This window comes from Algoriphagus aurantiacus (assembly GCF_035156405.1).
Classification (GTDB): domain Bacteria; phylum Bacteroidota; class Bacteroidia; order Cytophagales; family Cyclobacteriaceae; genus Algoriphagus; species Algoriphagus aurantiacus.
The window spans coordinates 1-21,700 of the sequence record NZ_JAXRUT010000046.1; the positions used below are offsets into that span (position 1 = coordinate 1).

A 21,700-nucleotide genomic window follows, 5' to 3' on the forward strand; every position below is an offset into this window, starting at 1 on the left:
ACCGAAATTAATTCTTTCACTACTTTTCGGGAGGCTTTTCTCCCGTCCCAGCTCTCCGTTTCCGTCGTTTGGGAGTGCAAATATCCACCTTTTTATTTTAGCGGCAAGAAAAATAATCAAATTAATACCTCTTTCCTTATAACTACCTGAATACAACTGACAAAGATTTCTGAAAAATAAAAAATCAATATCGCCCAAGAAAATTAATCAATTCAAATCACAAATTCCACCAAAACACCAGTTACTAAAACACTCTTCTGAACTAACGAAAATCGACTTAGTATCTAAAGGTTGGAAGTGGCGGATATTTCTTTTTGCTTGGATCCTTAGAAGAAAAAACATACCTAACAGAAACCTCATGAGCACCTCCTGACACACTTTGCCCTAGTTTTGAAATAGAATAATCAAAACTATATCCAAAATCTAATCCTGATTCCAACTCAACTCCAATAAGACCAATCAAGGATTCATTATTTGGTAAATTATACTTAGTGGGAAGGCCTCTGTACCACAATCCAAGAATCAACGGCTCGAAATAAAACTCTGCCCCAATGTCTAGCTGGTCAAAAACACCCTGTGATTTGTAATTAAATGCAAGGGCAAGAGACCTCTCCTGATCTGTATTATTGAAATAATCATTGATATTCCCTGGAGCAAGATTAAACCTTACTCCTCCATGAAATGAATATTTAATAGGGAGTCTATTTGAGTTTATTTCCAAATAGCTGATCTGGGGCTCCAACAAATGAAAAGCTGAGACACCAAACCAAAACTTATCTTCATAATATAAGAGTCCAGTATTCAAGTCAAATGCTCGGAACCGACTGTCCCCAGAAAAACCTTCCCCCGGCTCACCTACTACTACTCCTTTGTCTAAATCTAATTGGGTTCCTAAAATAACTTGGTCAAAAAGAACATCTCTAGACAATAAACTTCCCTGTGCTCCCACATGGAGAAATCTCTTTTCTCCCAGTCGAAGTCGATAGCTATATACTAAACCGATTTCATTGGTAGTACTCTGACTGAAAGATTCTCTTGCACCCGATACAATTAGCCCAAATCCAGAATTATACTTTTCGGAAAAATGATCTGCATAGGTCGTATAGGCAATGAAACTCTGATCCAAAGCAGGCCATTGGTTTCGAAAGTTAACTCCCAGTCGTGTAAGCCCGGTACTTCCGGCGAGCGCTGGGTTTAGATAGAAAGGATTGGCATAAAACTGAGAATACTGCACATCTTGACTGAAAGCTTTAGCAGCCGACAAAAGTAGAAAAGCAAAAATTAGGTAAAATCTCGCCATCATCTGATTAACTTGAATTTACCTGCCTTAGTAACCTTTTCCCCATCTGTAGCTACACCGTTATATCGATATACGTAAATGCCTGCGTCCAATAGTCTCCCATCTAATTTCCCATCCCAACCCGTTGTTTTCAAATCATCAGTTTGAAAGATCAAATCTCCCCAAGTATTAAAAATCAATAGTTCGGCTGAAACTAACCCCTTATATTTTGGAAGGAAAAATTGATTAGTCTCACTTAAAGGCGTGAAGCCTGTCGGGAACATTACTCTATAGCTTCGCAAAATTGAAACTCTTTTAATCATAGAGGCTTCACATCCCCACTCATTAGTAATAGAAAGCGTCACGTCAAAGTCACCTTTTTTACCATAAACATGCGTTGGTTTTTTCTCAGTAGATACCGATCCATCGCCAAAATCCCAATTCCAGCTTTCAGCATCTTCGGAAGATATATCTGTAAATTGAAATACATCATCAGGAAAAAAGCCGCCATCCTCCTCGCCTTTGACTCCTGTCCCTTGAATTTCAAATGCGAAATCAGCTAATAGATCCTCCTCAAGTATCATAATTTGCAGTGTTTCTGGTGAGGAATAACAATCCAAATCAGCATGTTTGATCTGAAGCTCAAATTCTCCTGATAGAGAAACTTCTCTCATTTCATCATCCAAATAGCTTTGTCCAGCACCAGTTAACTTATAATCATATGTAATCGGTTCGTAATTCGAAATACTTTTAGTCACATCCACAGGCTGATCTGGCGTACAACCTACTACTGGCGAGGTGAAAGCAAAATCTGGGAATTCCGGAAAACTCACCAAAATCGAATTGGAGATAGCTGGGCAGTTTTTACGATTATATACTTTTACCAAATATTCACCTACAGTATTCGCTGAGTACTGCTCCGAGGTAGCCCCTACTATCAATTCACCATCCTTGTACCATTCGTATCGCTCATAGATCTCATCTCCCTTGGAAGTAAAAGTCACCGACTCTCCTCCACACAATCTCACTTCTTCAACTAGGTTAGGATTTCCATTTACAAAAATACTGATAGGCTCAGGAGATTCTTGAATTTTCAATGTCATCGCATTTCCTACAGAGCTTTTGCCATAGTTATCCGTAATGGTATAATAAACAGTGACACTTTGATCCGTAAAACCTTCATTTGGAAAAAAAGTAAAATCACCTCCATTTGTCCCTGCTTTAAAAGTGCCTTGAGGTAATTCTAAAACCCTATTCTCTTCACGGCATTTACCTTGGGCACAGATATCGTCACTTTCTCCTTCTATATCATCAGGTGATGCATAAAATTGCAAACACCTAATTTCACTATTTTCATTTGGGAGTATAACTTCTTCATCTGTGATGTAATAGGTGTTTTCCTGGCCTTCACAAGATGCAAAATCCGAAAAATCAACTCCCGATGGATTTTGTAATCCCTCATCATTGGATACCTCAACGACTAGATTTCTGATCTCATGAATGTTTGTCTCTCCTCCTGTGGAAGCAGCAAATCCAATTTTCAGGTTTTTTGGAGGTTCATATGGAAAAGGAATACCTGGAAAAACAGTAATTGTCCTAGGTTCATTTGCAATAGTAGTAACTACCATTTCCAATTTCAGAATATAGCCTACTCCTGGTGGGTTTGGCTCTAGCTCCAAAAATACTTTCCGATAGCCTGGGACGGCAGGATCTGTAATTCGCCCAGTTCCAGGACCGCCTGAACTCAACGGGAACTGATATTGCACATCTAGTGACAACCCAAGTGAGCCTGTTGGTGGGTCTAATGTCATTTTTCCACCGACAAATTCGTAACCATTTAGTCCAGATCCGCCTTTCCTAATCGAAATACTATTTGGGAATAATCCATTTCCACCTAAAAACCCTCCTATTTTATTCTCATTAGAATTACTATAATTACCAAAACTATCGAACCCTACACCCAAATACCCTCCTGTCATCCCAGGTTGATCATTCCTCTGGGCATATCCAAAAGAGCCTCCAAAACCACCTGTTCTGAAGTCTTGCACATCTGCATCAAATAAAAAAACGGTCAATCCATCTGCTCCACTTCCTCCATACATAAAGTACTCGAATGATGCTTTAATACCATAGGCAGGCGAAAAAGGAATATCTATATACACGTAACCGTTTTGCTCTCTTTGTGCATCAGTCAGACGAAGTACCCCACCTTCCAAACTTGCACTCCCTCCAAAAACCGTTTCAGCACCTAATGATTCTCGGTCTACAAATGTCTCACAGTAAGGAAACCCTACTTGTGAGTAAGAATTGTAAGACGCACATAAAAGTGCAATAGCTAAAAGTAAAAGTCTCAATTCTAGGCTAGGTTTATAATGGGAAAGCCAAAATACACTTTAAACACATAGAAATAAAAAAGCCCTCGATTAAAATCAAGGGCTTCAAGCAGTTTGAGCTTCGGTTAGCGCAGGATCGTTTGGATACGATCCGGGCCTACAGAAACCAGTTTGATTGGGACATTTAATTCAGTTTCCAAGTATTCTACATAATCCCTTAATTCAGAAGGAAAGTCCTCGTAGGAATGAATATTCTCAAGCGAGCAATGCCATCCTTTCATCGTTTTATAAACTGGAGTAACTTCTTGCTCGGTAATCTCAAAGCTCAATCTGTCAATTTTCTCTCCGGAAGGAAGTTCGTAATGTGTACAAACTTTAATTTCATTGAAGATATTCAACACATCTCCTTTCATCATAAATAGCTGGGTAACCCCATTGATCATGATAGAATATCGAAGTGCTGGCAAATCTAACCAACCGCATCTTCTTGGGCGACCGGTAGTACTTCCAAATTCGTTCCCCTCTCTTCTCATTTCTTCACCATCCGTGTCGAATAGCTCTGTGGGAAAAGGGCCGCTACCGACTCGGGTGCAGTAAGCTTTGAAAATACCAAAAACCTCACCGATTTTGGAAGGAGCAACTCCCAATCCCGTACATGCCCCAGCGGTCATTGTAGTACTACTGGTCACAAAAGGATAGCTCCCAAAGTCCACATCCAATAGAGATCCTTGAGCACCTTCAGCAAGAATTCTTTTGTTAGAATCGAGTGCTTCATTTACCACATATTCGCTGTCGATAAGATTCAGAGTCTTGAAAAACTCAACCGCAGAGAAGAATTGCTCTTCCATGCCAGGCAATTCATCCAAAGGATGGCTATAGAATGAAAGAGTGGTTTTATGCTTAGCAACGAGGGCTTCGTATTTCTCCTTGAAATCTGGACTTAGGATATCCCCTACACGAAGAGCGGTTCTTCCTATTTTGTCTTGGTAAGTTGGCCCTATTCCTTTTAGAGTAGAGCCGATTTTCTTATCGCCTTTGGATTTCTCCAAAGCTGCATCAAGAAATTTATGAGTCGGGATGATTATAGTGGCTTTCTTAGAGATCACCAGATTTTTCATGTAATCAATGGAGAATTTACCCAATCCATCGATTTCCCTTTTAAGAACAATTGGGTCTAACACCACCCCATTTCCTATGATATTAAGTATCTGTGAGCGAAAAATCCCAGAGGGAATTTGATGCAAAACATGTTTTATCCCATCAAACTCTAAAGTGTGCCCAGCATTCGGACCACCTTGAAAACGGGCTACAATTTCATATTTAGGCGCTAATACGTCTACTATTTTTCCTTTTCCTTCATCTCCCCACTGGAGACCTAGAAGTACATCCATCTTCATTTGATGTGCGGTCTTATCTGTTACACTTGACTTTTTGAAGCGTGAAATTTGCGATAAGCCCATAGAAAACCAAGGGAAAGATTGTAATTATTTCGAATCAGTCAGATTAACGTAATAATAGTACATCACATCTTCACCTGGTTGATCTTTGGCCCTGAACATCAAACCATACTTGGTGTTCAAATAATTAGGTGAAAGATCTGGGTTCAAACCAGTCAGGTTAAACTCTTCAATTTTCTGAAAATCGACATCAAAAACTTCAAGAAAATAGTTTGAATCTTTCCCACCCTCTCCCTTAACTAATCTTACAAATTTATTCAAGTCTTTTAAAAAAATCATAGGTCCATAGCGCACCTGACCGCGCCAGGATTTCTCCAATTCATCTAACAATTCAAAAGAATCTACCTCATCCGCATAATTCTGAGGAAGAGTTTTTTTGGAAGGGAATGAATTGGAAGTCGAAGTAAACACTTGATAATTTTCCGATTCCAAATTATAGACTAAAATATCACTGAAGGAGGGATAGCTAACTAGCAATCGATTACCTACCACACTGAGTTGAGGCTCATCATTTCCTCCCATGATTAAGTTATTGGCTCTTACTTTGAATCTTAACAGGAAATAATTTATGGAATCCAAAGACACCGGCAGGAAATACATCGAGTCAAGTTTTGAATCATACCCCACCACCCTGATTTTTTTGTCATTATCATACACGAAATACCCTACACCTGAGTTTATATCAATTCCGTTAAATTCATGGGAAACGTTTTTAAAGAGAGGAACAGAGATAGCTGTGAATTCCTCTTCCCCAAATATTCCGTATTCATGCATAAATTTCATAGATACTTCTCGAGTCTGCCTATGTTGATTAAAAAACTGCTGTGAGTTCATAAAGACTATATGGTCTTTAGTTGTAAAAAATGAGAAGACATTACCTACTCCGTATGGACCTTCGGTATCTAAGATATCTCCATCTTTTATCCAGGCAGAGTCAGAGGACAAAAAAATACTGTCTAGCGAATGGGCGTACGAGTTAAAAATTACCCCTTTGCTTTGTGAGGAGTCCAGCGAGACAAAGTAGATTGGCTCAGGAGTCGGTCCCCCCTCACCAATTATGAATTCCTTCCGATCAGAAATAGTCAAAAAAACATTTTGTTCAGATACTTTCTTTTCAGAACAAGAACTAAAACAAATAACTACATAGAAAAGGAAACTACATTTGCTTTTTAAATTCATCTATTGAGTCAAAAACCGTAAAAATATTGTTAAGCTTTGTGATTATCAGCAATTTCTTCACATGCTCAGATGGTGCCGTCAAGTAGACTTCTCCATCTTTATTTCTCATTTTGGTAAGCATGGTAATCAAAAGTCCAATACCGCTGGAGCTGATATATCTCACCTCACTAAGATCAACCACGAATTTTTTTACTCCTTCTTCCACTGCATCGGAAACAACCTCTACCAGTTTGGGACCCATTTCATCCCCAATCAAATCACCCTGAATAAAAAGGTAATTGGCGAGCTCATCTTTACTTGTATTATATGTCAATTTCATAAGATTATAATTTGTCTTTCAATGGCCATTACCTGTCCCGAAAATCGTGATAGCCTGTCCCGAACTAGTTTCGGGAGAATCTCGCATTAGGAATAATCATTCACCGGGTGATGCTTGAGCCATACTCGATTTCATGGAGTTGCTACTTTTCTGTTATCACAATTCTCTTTAGTACAATTACCGTACAGTATTAAGGAGTGATGAAGGACTTTGAAGTTTAAAATTTCACCTACTGTATTCTGAATATTTTGGATTCTAGGATCACAAAATTCAAGCACCTGACTACAATCAGTGCAGATGAGGTGGTCATGCTGCTTGAAACCATATGATTTTTCGAACTGAGCTAGGTTTTTACCAAACTGATGCTTGGTCACTAAGTCACATTCTACCAAGAGATCGAGTGTATTATAAACAGTCGCTCGACTTACTCGGTAATTCTTGTTTTTCATACTGATGTAAAGTGACTCAACATCAAAATGACCTGTTCGGCTATAAATTTCTTCGAGGATTGCATAGCGCTCCGGAGTTTTTCGGAGCTTCTTTGTCTCAAGGTAAGCTGTAAATATCTTTTTTACCTCTTCGAAGTGTGTAGTATTCAAAGGCATTAGCTGGGTATTTTTTCAAATATAACTTTTGTAAGTAAGAAAAGATTCATTGCATCAATCAAACCTTGAAACCTTTAAGATACCATCTACTTCAATCAGATTTTCTATCAATTTGTCAAGGTGCTCTGTACTGTGCACATAGAGCTTGATCGTACCTTCAAAAATCCCTGCATCTGAATCCACTGTAATAGAACGCATATTTACTTTTAGTTCATTTGAAATCACCTTAGTGACATCATTTATCAATCCTACCCTGTCCGTACCCAGAATTCGCAAACCGGCCAAGAAGGCAATTTCTTTCTGACTTGTCCATCTTGCTTTAATAACACGGTTACCATGATTGGAAAGCAATTCCAATGCGTTTGGGCAGGAAGTACGATGAATTTTGATTCCTTCATTTACAGTCACAAATCCAAAAACATCATCCCCGGGAATAGGGTTACAGCATTTGGCCAAAATGTAATCCACCACATCCATATCCTCTCCGATCAGTAATTGATCATGGTCTGGACCTTTGAGGCTTTTTATCTCTTTGGTAAAAGAAGACTCGTCCCGCACTTTCTCTTGAGTAGACTTATTCTGAAGCTTTTGGGTTGCTTTAAAATCCTTGAATGATTTAATCGAGGTAGGATCTATAGCTCCAATTCCTACTCGGAAGTAAAATTCATTTGCGGTCTTAAGCTCGAAAAAAGCCCTCAGTTTTTCCACAGATTCAGAATTAAATTCCATCTTCATCTGCTTCATCTTACGCTGTACAATCTCTTTTCCATCAAGAATTGCAGATTTCTTATCCTCCCTAAGCGCGTCCTTGATCTTGGCTTTTGCCCTAGAGGTGACGACATTATGTAACCAATCCTCCGTAGGTTTTTGCTTATTAGAAGTCAGGATCTCCACCTGATCACCATTTTTCAACTTATGCGAAATAGGCACTAGGCGCTGATTGACTTTTGCCCCGATGCACTTCGCTCCTACTTCGGTGTGAATCTCAAAAGCAAAATCCAATGCAGTTGAGCCAAATGGTAGGACTTTAAGATCTCCTTTTGGAGTAAATACAAATACTTCGTCATGGAAGAGATTCCCTCTGAAATCATCCATGAATTCAATAGCATTCCCATCGTTAGACTCCAGTAAACCCCGTACTTGAGTTATCCAATCGTCAAGTCCGGAAGGTCCTTTTGAATTCTCTTTATCTTTGTATTTCCAATGTGCAGCATATCCTCGCTCAGCGATTTCATCCATCCTTTCAGTACGAATCTGCACTTCCACCCATTGGCCTGTACCACTCATTACAGTAGTGTGGAGTGATTCATAGCCATTCGAACGTGGAGTACTTATCCAGTCTCGAAGTCTATCTGGGTTTGGTCTATAAAAATCAGTGACGATGGAATATACCTGCCAGCAATCCGCTTTTTCATTTTCTAAGTCACTTTCTAAAATAATCCGGATAGCAAACAGGTCATAGACTTCCTCAAAAGGAATCCCCTGCTTCTTCATTTTATTATAAATAGAAAAGACTGATTTGGGTCTTCCTTTAATCGTGAAATTCAAACCTATTCTTTCCAGCTCATCTTCTATTGGCAGGATGAAACTGCGGATGAATTTATTCCGATAGGATTTTGACTCATTGATTTTGAAAACGATGTCTTTGTATGTGGCAGTGTCAGTATATTTAAGATAAAGATCTTCCAACTCAGATTTGATCGCATAAAGCCCGAGTCTGTGCGCCAGGGGCGCGTACAGATACATCGTCTCGGATGCGATTTTAAGTTGCTTGTGTCGTGGCATACTGGCCAGCGTCCTCATATTATTGAGTCTGTCAGCAAGTTTGATCAGAATCACACGCACATCATCGGAAAGTGTGAGGAGCATTTTACGGAAATTCTCTGCTTGCTGAGAACTTCCATATTCGAAGACTCCAGCGATTTTGGTCAGACCATCAATAATAGTCATTACTTTATAGCCAAACTCTCGCTCGATGTCCTCAAGCTCCCAATCAGTATCCTCCACTACATCATGAAGCAAAGCAGAAACGATCGAGGTAGTTCCCAAACCGATTTCTTCCACACAGACCAATGCCACCTCCAGTGGGTGATAGATATAAGGTTCGCCAGACTTACGTCTCATGTCTTTATGTGCATCCAGAGACACATTGAAGGCTCTTTTTATTAGTTTAGCATCACCATCTTTAAGAATTGGCTTTGCGTGTCTCAATAGCCTGCGGTAGCGTTTGAGTATTTCTTTTCTTTCTTCTTCTATGTCCACTTCAATCATACAGGAGGAATTTAATACAAAAATGTACAGAGACTCATTTTGTATCAAATGTTAATTTTTTTTTTTAGTATGCTATTGCATTTTATTTATTAGTACCTACATTTGCATCCACAATTCGATTTGGAAACTTTATTCTATTCTGATTTGTACGTATTGCGGATGTGGCGAAATTGGTAGACGCACTAGACTTAGGATCTAGCGCCGCGAGGCATGGGGGTTCGAGTCCCTCTATCCGCACAAAATACCGAACCCTCAATCACTCAACTGCCTTCAACTGCAGGAAAGGGATTGGGGGTTTTTAGTTAATCTTCATTATTAAATTTAGAGCTTTGGAAATCACACAAGACAAGCATTCAGCAAATCAAGCTTCAATTAAAATTAAATTAAACGAAGCAGATTACCAACCTAAGGTTGACGCAAAACTTAAGGACTTTGCCAAAAAATCTAACATCAAAGGATTTAGACCTGGAAAGGCTCCTCTTTCAATGGTGAAAAACATGTATGGCACTTCTGTACTTGTGGAAGAGATCAATACTATCCTTAGTGAATCACTGAATACTTATTTGAAAGAGCAAACTTTCAAAATCCTTGGCGATCCACTTCCACAAGACCAGAATAGGACAATCGACTGGAAAACTCAAAAGGATTTCGAATTTGACTACAAAATCGGATTCGTAGAGTCAGTTGACCTTACACTTGATCCAAAAATCAAAGCAACAAAATACGCCATCAAAGTAGACAATAAGTTGATCAATGAAACTCTTGACAACCTAAAGTCTCAGTATGGCAACAGCACTAACCCTGAAGTTAGTGAAGAAGGTGATCGTATCTATGGTGACCTAAAAACTACCGAAGGTGACTTCGAAAAAACTGTTTCTTTGGATCTGACTAAAATCACTAAGAAACTTGCCGGTAATTTCATCGGCGTAAGCAAAGAAGCTGTCATAGAATTCGAAGCTAAGGATGTGAAAAAAGGTCAGTGGGAGGAGGCTTTCGGCCTAAGTGAAGAAGAGTCTGATACTATCGACGGAGCGTTGACCTTGACAGTGAAAAATATTAACAGAACTGAGACTGCTGAAATGAACCAAGAGTTCTTCGATAAGATCTTCGGTCCTGATGTAGTGAAGTCCGAAGAAGAATTCATCACTAAAGTACGTGAGACGCTTCAAGCCAATTACGACAAGGAATCCAAAGTATTTACTGAGGAGGAATTAAAGAAAGTATTGAGAGATGCTGCTACAGTAGATCTTCCAGAAGCTTTCTTGAAAGAGTGGCTGATGATCGCCAATGATGGCAAAGTGACTGAAGCAGATATTGAGAAAGAATTTCCTATCTACGCAAAGCAATTAACTTGGTCTTTGATCTCTAACGAGATTGCTACTAAGAATGAAATCAAGGCTGAGCATGAAGAAGTGATCGAGAAAACCAAGCAGATGGTTCGTGAGCAATTTGCAGCTTCAGGTCTTGGAGCACAGATGGAAGACAGCATGGAAATGTTCGTTGATAATTACCTGAAAGGTGAAGAAGGTCAGAACTATATGAATATGCTTACTTCGATTCAGAACGAAAAAGTACTTGCTTTTGCTATGGACAAAATAAGTTTGCAAGAAAAGGAAATAAGCATTGATGAGTTCAAGGAACTTTTAGACAAGTAAATCGCTTAAAAAAAAGTCCTTATATAAGGGCTTTTTTTATTTTTGCTTACCACAACAAACTCGAAAGATGATTAACAAAGAAGAATTCCGTAAATACGCCATTCATAATCAAGGCGTAAGTGGTACTGCTTTTGATCAGTACACTCAGCATATTGAAAATATGACTCGCTCTGTAATCGAAGAGCGACCTCAGAATTTCAGAGAAATTGACGTATTCTCTAGATTGATCATGGACCGTATCATTTTCCTGGGAACAGGAGTAGATGATCATATTGCTAATATTATCGTAGCACAACTCCTTTTCCTAGAATCAGTAGATTCTAAGAAAGATGTATTACTTTATGTCAATAGTCCAGGAGGATCGGTGACTGCCGGTCTTGGTATTTATGACACGATGCAATTTATCAGCCCTGATGTAGCGACTATTTGTACAGGAATCGCTGCTTCCATGGGTGCTGTGCTACTTGCAGGTGGTGCCGCAGGTAAAAGATCGGCACTAAAGCATTCCAGAGTGATGATTCACCAGCCTTCAGGCGGTATGCAGGGAAAATCCACAGATATGGAGATTTCCTTGAAGCTTATACTATCCATGCGTGAAGAATTGTATGAGATTCTTGCTAACCATACTGGTAAAACTCCAGAAGAGATAGAGAGAGATTCCGAAAGAGATTATTGGCTTAAGGCCTCCGAAGCGAAAGCTTACGGACTTATCGATGAAGTATTAGTTAAAAAACCAAAATAATGGCTCAAGTTACCTGCTCCTTTTGCGGTAGAAACAAGAAAGATGTAGATCTAATGGTGTCAGGCATATCGGCACACATATGTAATTTCTGCATTGATCAAGCTCACATGATTCTTGGCGAAGAAGATAAAGCCAAGAAACCAGGTGATGCAAAACCAAAAATTAAACTCAAAAAGCCCAAGGAACTTACCGCGTATCTTGATCAATATGTAATTGGTCAGGAAGACGCTAAGAAAGTTTTGACGGTAGCTGTTTACAACCATTACAAGCGCCTTTTCCAAAAGGATGAAAATGATGATGTGAAGATTGAGAAATCTAATATTATTATGGTGGGTGATACCGGAACAGGCAAAACCTATTTAGCTAAAACACTGGCTAAGACCCTTGAAGTACCTTTCTGCATCGCTGATGCGACAGTATTGACCGAAGCTGGCTATGTAGGAGAGGATGTGGAAAGTATCTTGACAAGATTGCTACAGGCAGCAGACTACAATGTAGAAGCTGCTGAACGAGGCATCGTATACATAGATGAGTTGGATAAAATCGCAAGAAAATCCGACAACCCTTCCATCACAAGAGATGTAAGTGGTGAAGGTGTACAGCAGGCTATGCTGAAATTATTGGAAGGCACGATGGTGAACGTACCGCCACAGGGTGGCCGAAAGCATCCTGATCAGAAAATGATTGCTGTAAACACTGAGAATATTCTCTTTATCTGCGGCGGAGCATTTGATGGAATAGCAAGACATATCGGTAAGCGACTGAATACTCAGCCTATGGGATTCAGTAAAGCGGCAGCTGATGCTATAGCAGATCGAGAAAATTTACTTCAGTATGTAACAGCTCAGGATTTGAAAGCTTTTGGTTTGATTCCAGAATTGATCGGAAGACTTCCTGTTTTGACGCACCTGGATCCTCTCCATGCGGATGCATTGAAAAGAATTCTTACTGAACCTAAGAATGCATTAGTGAAGCAATACGCAAAGCTTCTCAATTATGAAGGAGTTACAGTTACTTTCGAAGAAAGTGGCATTGATTTCATTGTAGAGAAAGCGGTGGAGTTCAATCTTGGAGCAAGAGGACTGAGATCAATTTGTGAAGCGATCATCACTGATGCGATGTATGACATCCCATCTGATGATTCTATCAAGGAATTGATTATTGATGCGAAATATGCACATGAAAAATTTGACAAATCGAAGTTTAAGCGACTTCAAGTAGCTTAATATTAAAACCCTGTTTCAACTGAGACAGGGTTTATTTTTTGCTTAAACTATCCAGAATAAGCTCAGCTGTAGTTTTCGAAGCACTACTTTCTCCGATTTGCTCTTTGATCAAATCATAGCCCTGAAGCATGTGGCCCTTATAAACCTGATTGCCGAGAATTTGCTGCAACTCAACTTTCAGATTAGGAATAGAAAAATCATTTTGGATCAGCTCCTTAACAACTTCTTTATTGGCAATCAAATTGACTAAAGAAATGTATGGGACACGAATCAAATTTTTGGCAATCGCATAAGAAATGGAACTCGTACGGTACACCACTACCTGGGGAACTCTGAATAAGGCTGTCTCTAATGTAGCGGTACCCGAAGTAACTACCGCTGCAATAGCATGGGATAAAAGATCATAGGTTTGATCGTAGATCACGTGAATACCGGCATCAACTCCTCTTTGGTAGATATCAATTCCAAGATCCTTAACTCCGGCGATCACAAATTGAGCATTTGGGAATTCTCTCACCAAAGCAATCATACGATCCAACATAGCATTGATCTCTTGCGCACGGCTGCCAGGTAATAACGCAATTATAGGTTGATAACTCAACTCATTCTTTTGGAAGAAAAATTCATGAGGGACGAACTTGGAAATCTCATCAAGGAGTGGGTTTCCGACATAATGAATTTTTATGTCATACTTTTCAAAAAACTCAGGTTCAAAAGGTAAGATAGAATAAATCTGATCTGTAAAAGCCTTGAGTTTTAACGCTCGCTTTTGATTCCAAGCCCACACTTTCGGAGGAATATAATAATGAACCGAAATGCTATTTTCTTTAGCGAAAGCAGCAATCTTCATATTGAATCCACCGTAATCGACTAGTATAATGGCTTCTGGTGCAAATGATAAAATATCCTTCTTTACCAATCTTAGGTATTTTAGCACTTTCCGAAATCCCAATACCACCTCCAAAAACCCCATCACCGCTACTTCCCCATAATCAACAGCCAATTCCACTCCTGCATCTTTGGAGTAGCTTCCACCCATACCACGAATGTTCAAATTTGGATTTTGCCCTAAGAGTGACCGAACCAAATTAGAGGCATGAAGATCCCCAGATCTCTCGCCTGAGATGATGTAGAGTTTTTTTGGTTCAGTCAAATTATGGTTAGTTGTAAGTTGTAATTATTGTAGCTCACTGGTTCAAGGTCTCCTGACTTGGCACTTTATCAAGGCAGTCTGAAGACTTGCTCCATTCAAAGCCATAGTGAGAAATCTATTTAAAAGTTAAAAACACCATATATATAAAACATAATACTTCTTACTCCCTCCATTGCAAAAATCACTCACCATAGTACTCCACAAAATTCCTCGGTGTCTCATACAAAGTAAGCTTGTGTAAGCCCCCTTGCGAAGTGATCTCCTTCACGGCAGGTTCAAGGATTTTCCAAAATTCCATGATAAGATTTTCGCAACTGGCTAACTTACCTTGCATAAAATCTACATCGACATTCAGGTTTTTATGATCCACCTTATCAATCACTAGATTTCGGATAATAGTGCTCAGCTTTTTCAGATCCACTACAAATCCCGTATCTGGATCAGGCAACCCTTTTACCATCACAATCAACTCAAAGTTATGACCATGCCAGTTGACATTAGCGCAGGGGCCAAAGACTTCTTTATTTTTATCATCTGACCACTTCGGGTTCCAAAGTTTGTGGGCAGCATTGAAGTGTTCTTTTCTACAAACGTAAATCATCTCTAATAGTAATTGGCGACAAAGTTAACCAGAAGATGCGGAATATGGAATTCATCTATTTTATTAACAGATATGAAGTCAGCATGACTGGCCTGTTGTTAGCTATGGGAGCTGATTCAGCTATTATAGTATATGCTCCCCACATTAGGTTTCTATCGTCGATATATTGCCCATATTATCACCATTATGTCCCAACAATTTCCCGAAACTGTCCTAAAAACACGGGAAATGCAGAAATTAGTAATTTTATATTAACAAAAGTTTGGAAAAATTAGGAGCAGAGGAAGTTTACCTATCCACACTGCCTAAAATAGCCAATCATATATGGTACTGCTGCGTGTTCTAAAACAAAGGAATAGTCTAAAAAAGCTCATTGAACGTTAATTACCACTGTTTTAATAGCTTAATATCAGTATCCCTTTTTCTTTGCTTTTACCCAAGATATAAAATCTATACTCCCGATATGGGATAAACGGGAATCCAGTTTAGTCAAATGCAAGAAGTGAGGTTCTTGGTGGCATTATATTAGGAGATAAGAAATCCAGATTTAACGTTCATTAAATTCTTTGTCTCCTTTAACTAACTAGGAAAACAAGAATTTCGGGAATGACCTTTCATTAACAAAAACCCATTTTTACCGCTCAATAATCAACTAAGAAATTCCTATAAATAGGTAATCTGAAGGGAAGAATAATGATTCATTTTCTGGGCTATCCTTTTGCACAAAAATTAGTAGGATGATTATTTCGTACGATTACTGTAATTAATCTTGTTTGACTCTATGATAACTAATTCTATGAAGTTAATTTATACCAAAACCCAGGGCCAAAGAATAGTGCGCTTTCTGCCATTTCTTCTGCTGATTTTATCCATGAGCTTTTGTAAGGAAAAAGAGGTAGAAGATCAAGGTTTGACCCTTCCGTACATTACGCTCAAGGAAGAAGATGCCGCAGTACCCTTTCAATATCTGGGCTCAATAGAGGGGACAGAAGACGTGGAAATCCGACCTCAGGTGGATGGGATCGTGGAAAAATTTCATGTGGATGAAGGTCAGTATGTCAAAAAGGGTCAGCCTCTAATGGACATTAATCAGCAACCCTATTTGGAGGATGTCAGAAACGCCAGCGCAAATGTACAACTAGAGGAAGCTAAACTCAGAAAGGCAAAAACTGAACTGGACCGCCTACAGCCCTTGATTGATAATGCAGTGATCTCAGAAGTCCAGCAAAAAACCGCTCAGGCTGATTATGAAGTTGCTCAAGCTTCCTTGGAGAAAGCCAAGGCTGCGGAAGCTAACATGAGGATCAAGTTGGAATTTACGACCATAAAAGCACCGGTAAGTGGATTTGTAGGAAGATTCCCGAAGTCAGTGGGTAATGTAGTGAAGCAAACAGATTCTGAGCCACTCACTGTATTATCCAATGTGAATGATATCTACGTTTATTTTTCGATGAGTGAATCGGACTATCTACTCTATCAGCGTATGAAAATGGATACGAGTTCTAAATCGATGAAGATGAATCCAAATGTAAAGTTAGTTCTGGCTGATGGATCCATTTACGATCACCCAGGTATCGTAGATGCCACGTCTGGACAGATTGATCGAGCAACCGGATCTATTTCACTACGCGCTAAGTTTAGAAACCCAGACACGCTACTCAGGCTGGGTAATACCGGAAAGATATTAATGGAACAGATATATCCGAAAGCTGTGATGATCCCACAGGGTGCTACAGTTTCTATCCAGGACAAGAAGTTTGTGTTCGTTTTGAAGGATGACAATACCGCAGAAAGGAGAGAGATTGAAATCGAAGGGATATCCGGAAACAATTACATTGTAAAAGATGAAACACTATCAGCAAATGATAGAATCATCACCTCAGGACTAGACAAGTTGGCCAACGGCGTTAAAGTCAATCCAATTACCAGAAATAGAATTCCTGAGTAGGGTTATTTTTTGATGCCTCTTTAATGAAACCCAGCACTAGAATCTTCCAAAAATGATAAAGAAAATTATAGATCAGCCCGTCGTGGCGATGGTAATTTCCATTCTCTTGGTCTTAGCCGGAATAATGGGAATAAGAAGCCTTCCGGTAGAGCGATTCCCAGAAATAGCCCCTCCTAGTGTAAATGTAAGTATCAAATATCCAGGAGGAAATGCCGAAACCATAGCAGGTTCAGTCCTTCTTCCATTGGAGGAAGCCATCAATGGTGTAGAAGGCATGACTTATATAAGTTCCTCTGCCACCAACGCTGGGACAGGTACTATTAACGTGTACTTTAAACCTGGTACGAACCCGGACATTGCTGCTGTAAACATCCAAAACAGAGTTTCTGAAGTCACTGAATTTCTTCCCCCTGAGGTGGTAGAAGCAGGGATATCGGTTATGAAGAGGCTAAAAGGAAGCATCATGACCATTAACTTTTATAGTGAAAACCCTTCCTATGATGAGACTTTCCTTCAAGCCTACATCAGACGTGATATACGGCGGGAACTCAAACGAGTAGAAGGTATCGCGGAAGCTTCCATTTTAAGGCAACGGGATTATGCTATGCGCGTTTGGCTGATGCCGGAAAAAATGGCTTTGTATGGGCTCACTCCTGATGATGTGATCAAACAGATACGGGATCAGAGTTTTGAGGCAGCACCTGGAAAATTCGGAGAAGATTCTGAAGGCGTGTTTGAAACGGTCATCCGCCATGAAGGGAGATTTAGTGTTCCTGAACGCTACGAAAATCTGGTGATCAAAGCCACAAACGACGGGTCCATACTTCGGTTGAAAGATGTGGCCAGACTAGAATTTGGAGCTTCCAACTACGCCAGTGACAACAAAGTAGACGGCATGCCAGGAGTGACTATGGACATCGTCCAGATGAGTGGATCCAATGCCAAGGAAATTGATGAGCGGGTAAGGGGGGTATTAGAGGAGCGCGCAAGATTCTTCCCTGAAGGCATGAAATACGATATTTCTTACAGTGTCAGAAAACAAATTGATGAATCAATGAGCCAAGTGGTTAAAACACTGATTGAGGCTTTCTTGCTGGTTTTTCTAGTCGTATTTATCTTTTTACAAAATTTTAAAGTCACTTTTATTACAGCCATCACCATTCCTATCTCTTTATTGGGAACCTTCTTTTTCCTCCAACTGATCGGCAGTACTATGAATGTTCTCAGCATGTTTTCCATGGTATTGTCCATAGGGATAGTTGTAGATAACAGTATAGTGGTAATAGAGGCCATCTATGAGAAAATGCATAAGCATGGCATGAAGGCGCGACAAGCGGTAAATGAGGCCATGGATGAGATTACTGGAGCGATTATATCAATTACCGTTGTCATTTCAGCGGTATTTCTTCCTGTAGGATTTCTAAGTGGTCCGGTTGGGGTATTTTATCAGGAGTTTGCCTACACGATCATCATTGCAGTTGTGATTTCGGCTGTCATATCACTTACCCTTGGACCTGTGCTTATCATATTATTTTTTAAGGAACGACCTCGGCCAAAGAAGAAAGTGAGGGTCATAGAAAACATCAGTGGTTCGAGATCTATGAAAAAGATCAAAGTACTTAGGGATACTGGGCTAAGAAAGTTTGATACTGTGTTTGATAGATTTGTGGCAAAATATGTAACTATGGCAAAGTGGGCCATCGTACATAAATGGTTATCCTTGGGAGCACTTGCTCTCATTACTGCAGCAACAGTATTTCTGTCGGGTATGGCTCCTAAGGCATTTATACCCACAGAAGATGATAGCTTCCTTACCTTATCCCTAGCCATGCCTCCGGCATCATCCTTATTTAGAACATCAGAGGCGCTACTTCAGGCCGACTCTATTTTAAAGGAGCACCCGGCTGTCGCAGGAATCAATACTGTGGCTGGGAACAACGTAGTGGACAATGCTGCCAGTACCTCATATGGCATGGCTTATATCAAACTTAAAGACATACCAGAGCGTGGGGAAATCAAAGAATTGGAAGCTGTGATTGCAGACATCACTGCAAAGCTTTCGTCTCATATCGTCGACGCTAAGATTCGCGTGTATCCCAAACCAACAGTACAGGGATTTGGGGATTTTAGCGGTCTGGAATTTGTAATGCAAGATCGGGAAGGTGGAGACCTCAGTGATTTCAATCTTGCCGCCAACGATTTCATCAATGAGGTGATGAGCCGAAAAGAAATTAAGAACGCGTTTTCTTCTTTCGATGTAAACTACCCACAATACAAGATTAATATTGATTATGAAAAAACCAAAAAACTTGGGGTGAGCGTCAGCGAGATGATGAAAACCATGCAAGGTTATTTTGGACGGAGACGTGTGGGAGACTTCAACCGATTCGGAAGGCAATATCAGGTATTTGCTCAGTCCGATGTACAGTACCGGGAAAACACCAAGGCGATCAACTCGGTATTTGTAAAAAACAATGAAGGGGAAATGGTTCCTATAAATACATTGATTTCCCTAGAACAGTCATTTGGTCCTGAACTAGTGAGAAGATATAACTTATACACGGCTGTGAAAATTAGTGCTATTCCTGCAGAAGGATATAGTACAAACGATGCTATGAAGGCGGTAGAAGAAATTGCCGCAAAGCTGCCTGCCAATTACAGTTATGAATGGACGGGGATGAGTCTGGAAGAAAAAAACTCCGGCTCAGATGCTACCATGGTATTTATTATCAGCATCGTGCTGGTTTATTTTATTCTTGCCGCTCAGTACAACAGTTTTTGGCTCCCATTTGCTGTAATGCTATCTCTACCTACTGGTATTTTCGGTGTTTTTGTAGCAATAAATTTGGCTGGAATCAATAACAATATTTATGTACAAGTTGGGATATTGATGCTCATTGGCCTATTGGCCAAGAATGCAATTTTGATTGTAGAATTTGCATCACAGAAAAGAAGGGCTGGAGCCAGTGTTTTGGAGGCGGTACTCGAAGCGAGCGCCTTGCGGGTACGTGCTATAGTAATGACCTCCCTTGCATTCACAGTTGGACTCATTCCACTCATGTTTTCAGTGGGGTCTGCTGCACAGGGCAACAAATCAGTAAGTATAGGAACGGCTGGAGGAATGCTATCCGGGATTGTACTTGGAATTTTCATCATACCTGTGTTGGCCTATGTATTCCAATCATTACATGACAGATTTAATTTGGAAACCGTTGAACACCCTTCTACCCATGAATAGATTACAGTCGATACGAATTTTAATATTTCTTCTACTAGCAGCTACTGGCTGTAAAGTAGGAGAACCCTACTCCAGACCAAACTTTGACATTTCAGAAGAGTTCTATGGAGGAAAATCCTATCAAGATTCCATCCCACCCAACTCCCAAGCTTTGATCGAAATCAAATGGGAAGATTTTTTTGAAGACGCTAATCTGGTCTCTCTGATAGATACTGCATTGGCAAATAATCTGGACATGCAAAGGGCAATTAAAAATATTGAACTCTCAATACTAGACTTCAAACAATCGAAGGCCAATTTGTATCCTTCGTTGGGGATTACACCGTTGGGATTGGATCGAGAGTATGCTTCAGAAAATTATGCAAATTTTGGGTCAAATCGGTCTCGAAACATACATGAAGGGAGTCCACCTTCCACACTTTACACTGAGAGACTTTCTTACTATAGTCAGATTTCCTCCAGTTGGGAAATAGATATTTGGGGAAAATACCGCTGGCAGAAAGACGCTGCCCTTGCCTCCTATATGCAAAGCGAAGAATTCAAAAAAGCTGTGCAAACTGCCTTAGTGGCTGAGGTTGCAGCTACCTATTATACACTTCTAAAACTTAAAGCCGAACTGGAGGTAGCAGAGAGGAATTTAAGTTTAAATGAAAACACTTTGCGGATAGTGGAACTTCAATTTGATGCTGGAGAGGCCACTTCCCTCGCTATTCAGCAGACTAAGTCCCAGAAATTGAAATTTCAGTCTCTTATTCCTCAGATCAAACGAAACTATAGTATTCAGGAAAATCGATTAAACTATCTCTTAGGTCGCTCACCTCAGGAGGTAACGATAGATAGTGAGTTAGAAAATGCTGCATTCCAGAATACATATAGTACTGGGGTACCCTTGGAACTCATAACAAACAGACCTGATATAGCTTCCTCTGAATACGCTCTTATAGCAAGTAATGCTCAGGTAGGAATAGCGAAGGCGATGAAATACCCGTCTATCAGCATCAATGCAGGAATAGGAATGGATGCTTACCAGCTAAGCAAGCTTGCCAACCCAGTAGAAGCTGCCTTTGCGTTATTGAATGGCGCTATTTTTCAGCCTGTATTTATGAATGGTAAGCTGAAGAATAACCATAAAAAAGCTTTGGCAAGAAGAGAAATAGCCCAGCTCGATTTCAAGGATAAACTGATTGTAGCCGTGAAAGAAGTCTCCGATGCTCTGGTAACTATAGAAAATCTAGAAAATGAGTATTCATTGGCAGAAGAGAGAATTCAAACTACCCAAAAGGGGATAATGGATGCAGCTTTACTTTTCCGAACCGGATTTGCCAACTATTTGGAAGTTAATACTGCCCAAGGGGATGCATTAGAAAGTGAATTGAACTTGATTGATCTTAAAATGCGCATTTTATTGGCCAACATCGATCTCTACAGAAGCTTGGGAGGAGGATGGCAATAGGAATAAACTTAAACCTATCATTTATAATGATTAAGCAACTAAGAGACTACTCTATAGACAAACCGACAATTTATAGAGTAACTATTTAAGAATACCCAGAGAAATCAGAAAAGCGAAGCTTTGACTATTTAAAAAAAAGCCATCCCGGATTTCGAGATGGCTTTAAATAATGCCTTTGCAGGCAATCACTTAAATTATTGCTTAACCAGAAGCTGAGTCATAGTACGAACTCCAACAGTAT

The 21,700-nt window shown here is 39.9% G+C and carries 15 protein-coding genes and 1 tRNA gene; 7 read left to right on the forward strand and 9 right to left on the reverse strand.

Translation table 11 applies throughout. The annotated features are described in order from the left end of the window. Window positions 1–277: 277 nt before the first annotated feature. The 7 genes from SYJ56_RS24800 to SYJ56_RS24830 all read right to left on the reverse strand — a co-directional run bounded on the left by SYJ56_RS24800 (window position 278) and on the right by SYJ56_RS24830 (window position 9,443). On the reverse strand, window positions 278–1,300 hold the full coding sequence (locus SYJ56_RS24800) for a PorP/SprF family type IX secretion system membrane protein (RefSeq protein WP_323838906.1): 1,023 nt from the start codon (window positions 1,298–1,300) through the stop codon (window positions 278–280). After that, the gene (locus SYJ56_RS24805) at window positions 1,300–3,633 is read right to left on the reverse strand and encodes a PKD domain-containing protein (protein WP_323838907.1); all 2,334 of its coding nucleotides are present in this window, start codon (window positions 3,631–3,633) and stop codon (window positions 1,300–1,302) included. Before SYJ56_RS24805 ends, SYJ56_RS24800 begins: the two co-directional genes overlap by 1 nt. Window positions 3,634–3,737: 104 nt before the next feature. Further along, complete coding sequence (locus SYJ56_RS24810; RefSeq protein WP_323838909.1) at window positions 3,738–5,009, reverse strand: adenylosuccinate synthase; 1,272 nt, start codon at window positions 5,007–5,009, stop codon at window positions 3,738–3,740. A gap of 87 nt (window positions 5,010–5,096) precedes the next feature. Continuing rightward, window positions 5,097–6,014, reverse strand: a complete 918-nt coding sequence (locus SYJ56_RS24815) for a DUF4221 family protein (protein ID WP_465038404.1) — start codon at window positions 6,012–6,014, stop codon at window positions 5,097–5,099. A gap of 211 nt (window positions 6,015–6,225) precedes the next feature. Next, window positions 6,226–6,567 carry an STAS domain-containing protein gene (locus SYJ56_RS24820; protein WP_323838913.1) on the reverse strand — a complete coding sequence of 114 codons (342 nt, stop codon included), beginning with the start codon at window positions 6,565–6,567 and terminating at the stop codon, window positions 6,226–6,228. A gap of 131 nt (window positions 6,568–6,698) precedes the next feature. Beyond that, window positions 6,699–7,172 (reverse strand): Fur family transcriptional regulator, encoded by a 474-nt coding sequence (locus SYJ56_RS24825; protein ID WP_323838915.1) that lies wholly within the window; start codon window positions 7,170–7,172, stop codon window positions 6,699–6,701. A 54-nt stretch (window positions 7,173–7,226) separates the two neighbouring features. Beyond that, window positions 7,227–9,443 (reverse strand): RelA/SpoT family protein, encoded by a 2,217-nt coding sequence (locus tag SYJ56_RS24830; protein ID WP_323838917.1) that lies wholly within the window; start codon window positions 9,441–9,443, stop codon window positions 7,227–7,229. A 155-nt stretch (window positions 9,444–9,598) separates the two neighbouring features. Between SYJ56_RS24830 and SYJ56_RS24835 the strand changes: the two genes are divergently transcribed. The 4 genes from SYJ56_RS24835 (at window position 9,599) to clpX (ending at window position 13,066) form a co-directional block, all read left to right on the forward strand. Further along, window positions 9,599–9,680, forward strand: a tRNA-Leu gene (locus SYJ56_RS24835). 92 nt (window positions 9,681–9,772) lie between these two features. After that, window positions 9,773–11,098, forward strand: coding sequence for a trigger factor (locus tag SYJ56_RS24840; RefSeq protein ID WP_323838919.1), 1,326 nt, complete (start codon window positions 9,773–9,775; stop codon window positions 11,096–11,098). A 67-nt stretch (window positions 11,099–11,165) separates the two neighbouring features. Then, a complete protein-coding gene (locus tag SYJ56_RS24845; protein ID WP_323838921.1) occupies window positions 11,166–11,840 on the forward strand; it encodes a ClpP family protease in 675 nt (224 codons plus the stop codon). Next, a complete protein-coding gene (gene clpX, locus SYJ56_RS24850; protein ID WP_323838923.1) occupies window positions 11,840–13,066 on the forward strand; it encodes an ATP-dependent Clp protease ATP-binding subunit ClpX in 1,227 nt (408 codons plus the stop codon). Before SYJ56_RS24845 ends, clpX begins: the two co-directional genes overlap by 1 nt. Before the next feature lie 31 nt (window positions 13,067–13,097). Here clpX and lpxB read toward each other — a convergent pair whose 3' ends face one another. Beyond that, window positions 13,098–14,219, reverse strand: a complete 1,122-nt coding sequence (lpxB, locus tag SYJ56_RS24855) for a lipid-A-disaccharide synthase (RefSeq protein ID WP_323838925.1) — start codon at window positions 14,217–14,219, stop codon at window positions 13,098–13,100. A 181-nt stretch (window positions 14,220–14,400) separates the two neighbouring features. After that, window positions 14,401–14,820, reverse strand: coding sequence for a 6-pyruvoyl trahydropterin synthase family protein (locus SYJ56_RS24860; protein ID WP_323838927.1), 420 nt, complete (start codon window positions 14,818–14,820; stop codon window positions 14,401–14,403). Between the two features lie 796 nt (window positions 14,821–15,616). Between SYJ56_RS24860 and SYJ56_RS24865 the strand changes: the two genes are divergently transcribed. Genes SYJ56_RS24865 through SYJ56_RS24875 form a run of 3 tightly spaced genes read left to right on the forward strand, consistent with a single transcriptional unit; the run spans window position 15,617 to window position 21,459 of the window. Beyond that, window positions 15,617–16,768, forward strand: a complete 1,152-nt coding sequence (locus SYJ56_RS24865) for an efflux RND transporter periplasmic adaptor subunit (protein ID WP_323838929.1) — start codon at window positions 15,617–15,619, stop codon at window positions 16,766–16,768. A 52-nt stretch (window positions 16,769–16,820) separates the two neighbouring features. Continuing rightward, window positions 16,821–20,006, forward strand: coding sequence for an efflux RND transporter permease subunit (locus tag SYJ56_RS24870; RefSeq protein WP_323838931.1), 3,186 nt, complete (start codon window positions 16,821–16,823; stop codon window positions 20,004–20,006). Next, entirely contained in the window at window positions 19,999–21,459 is a 1,461-nt protein-coding gene (locus SYJ56_RS24875; protein WP_323838933.1) for an efflux transporter outer membrane subunit, read from the forward strand. Before SYJ56_RS24870 ends, SYJ56_RS24875 begins: the two co-directional genes overlap by 8 nt. Window positions 21,460–21,700: the final 241 nt, after the last annotated feature.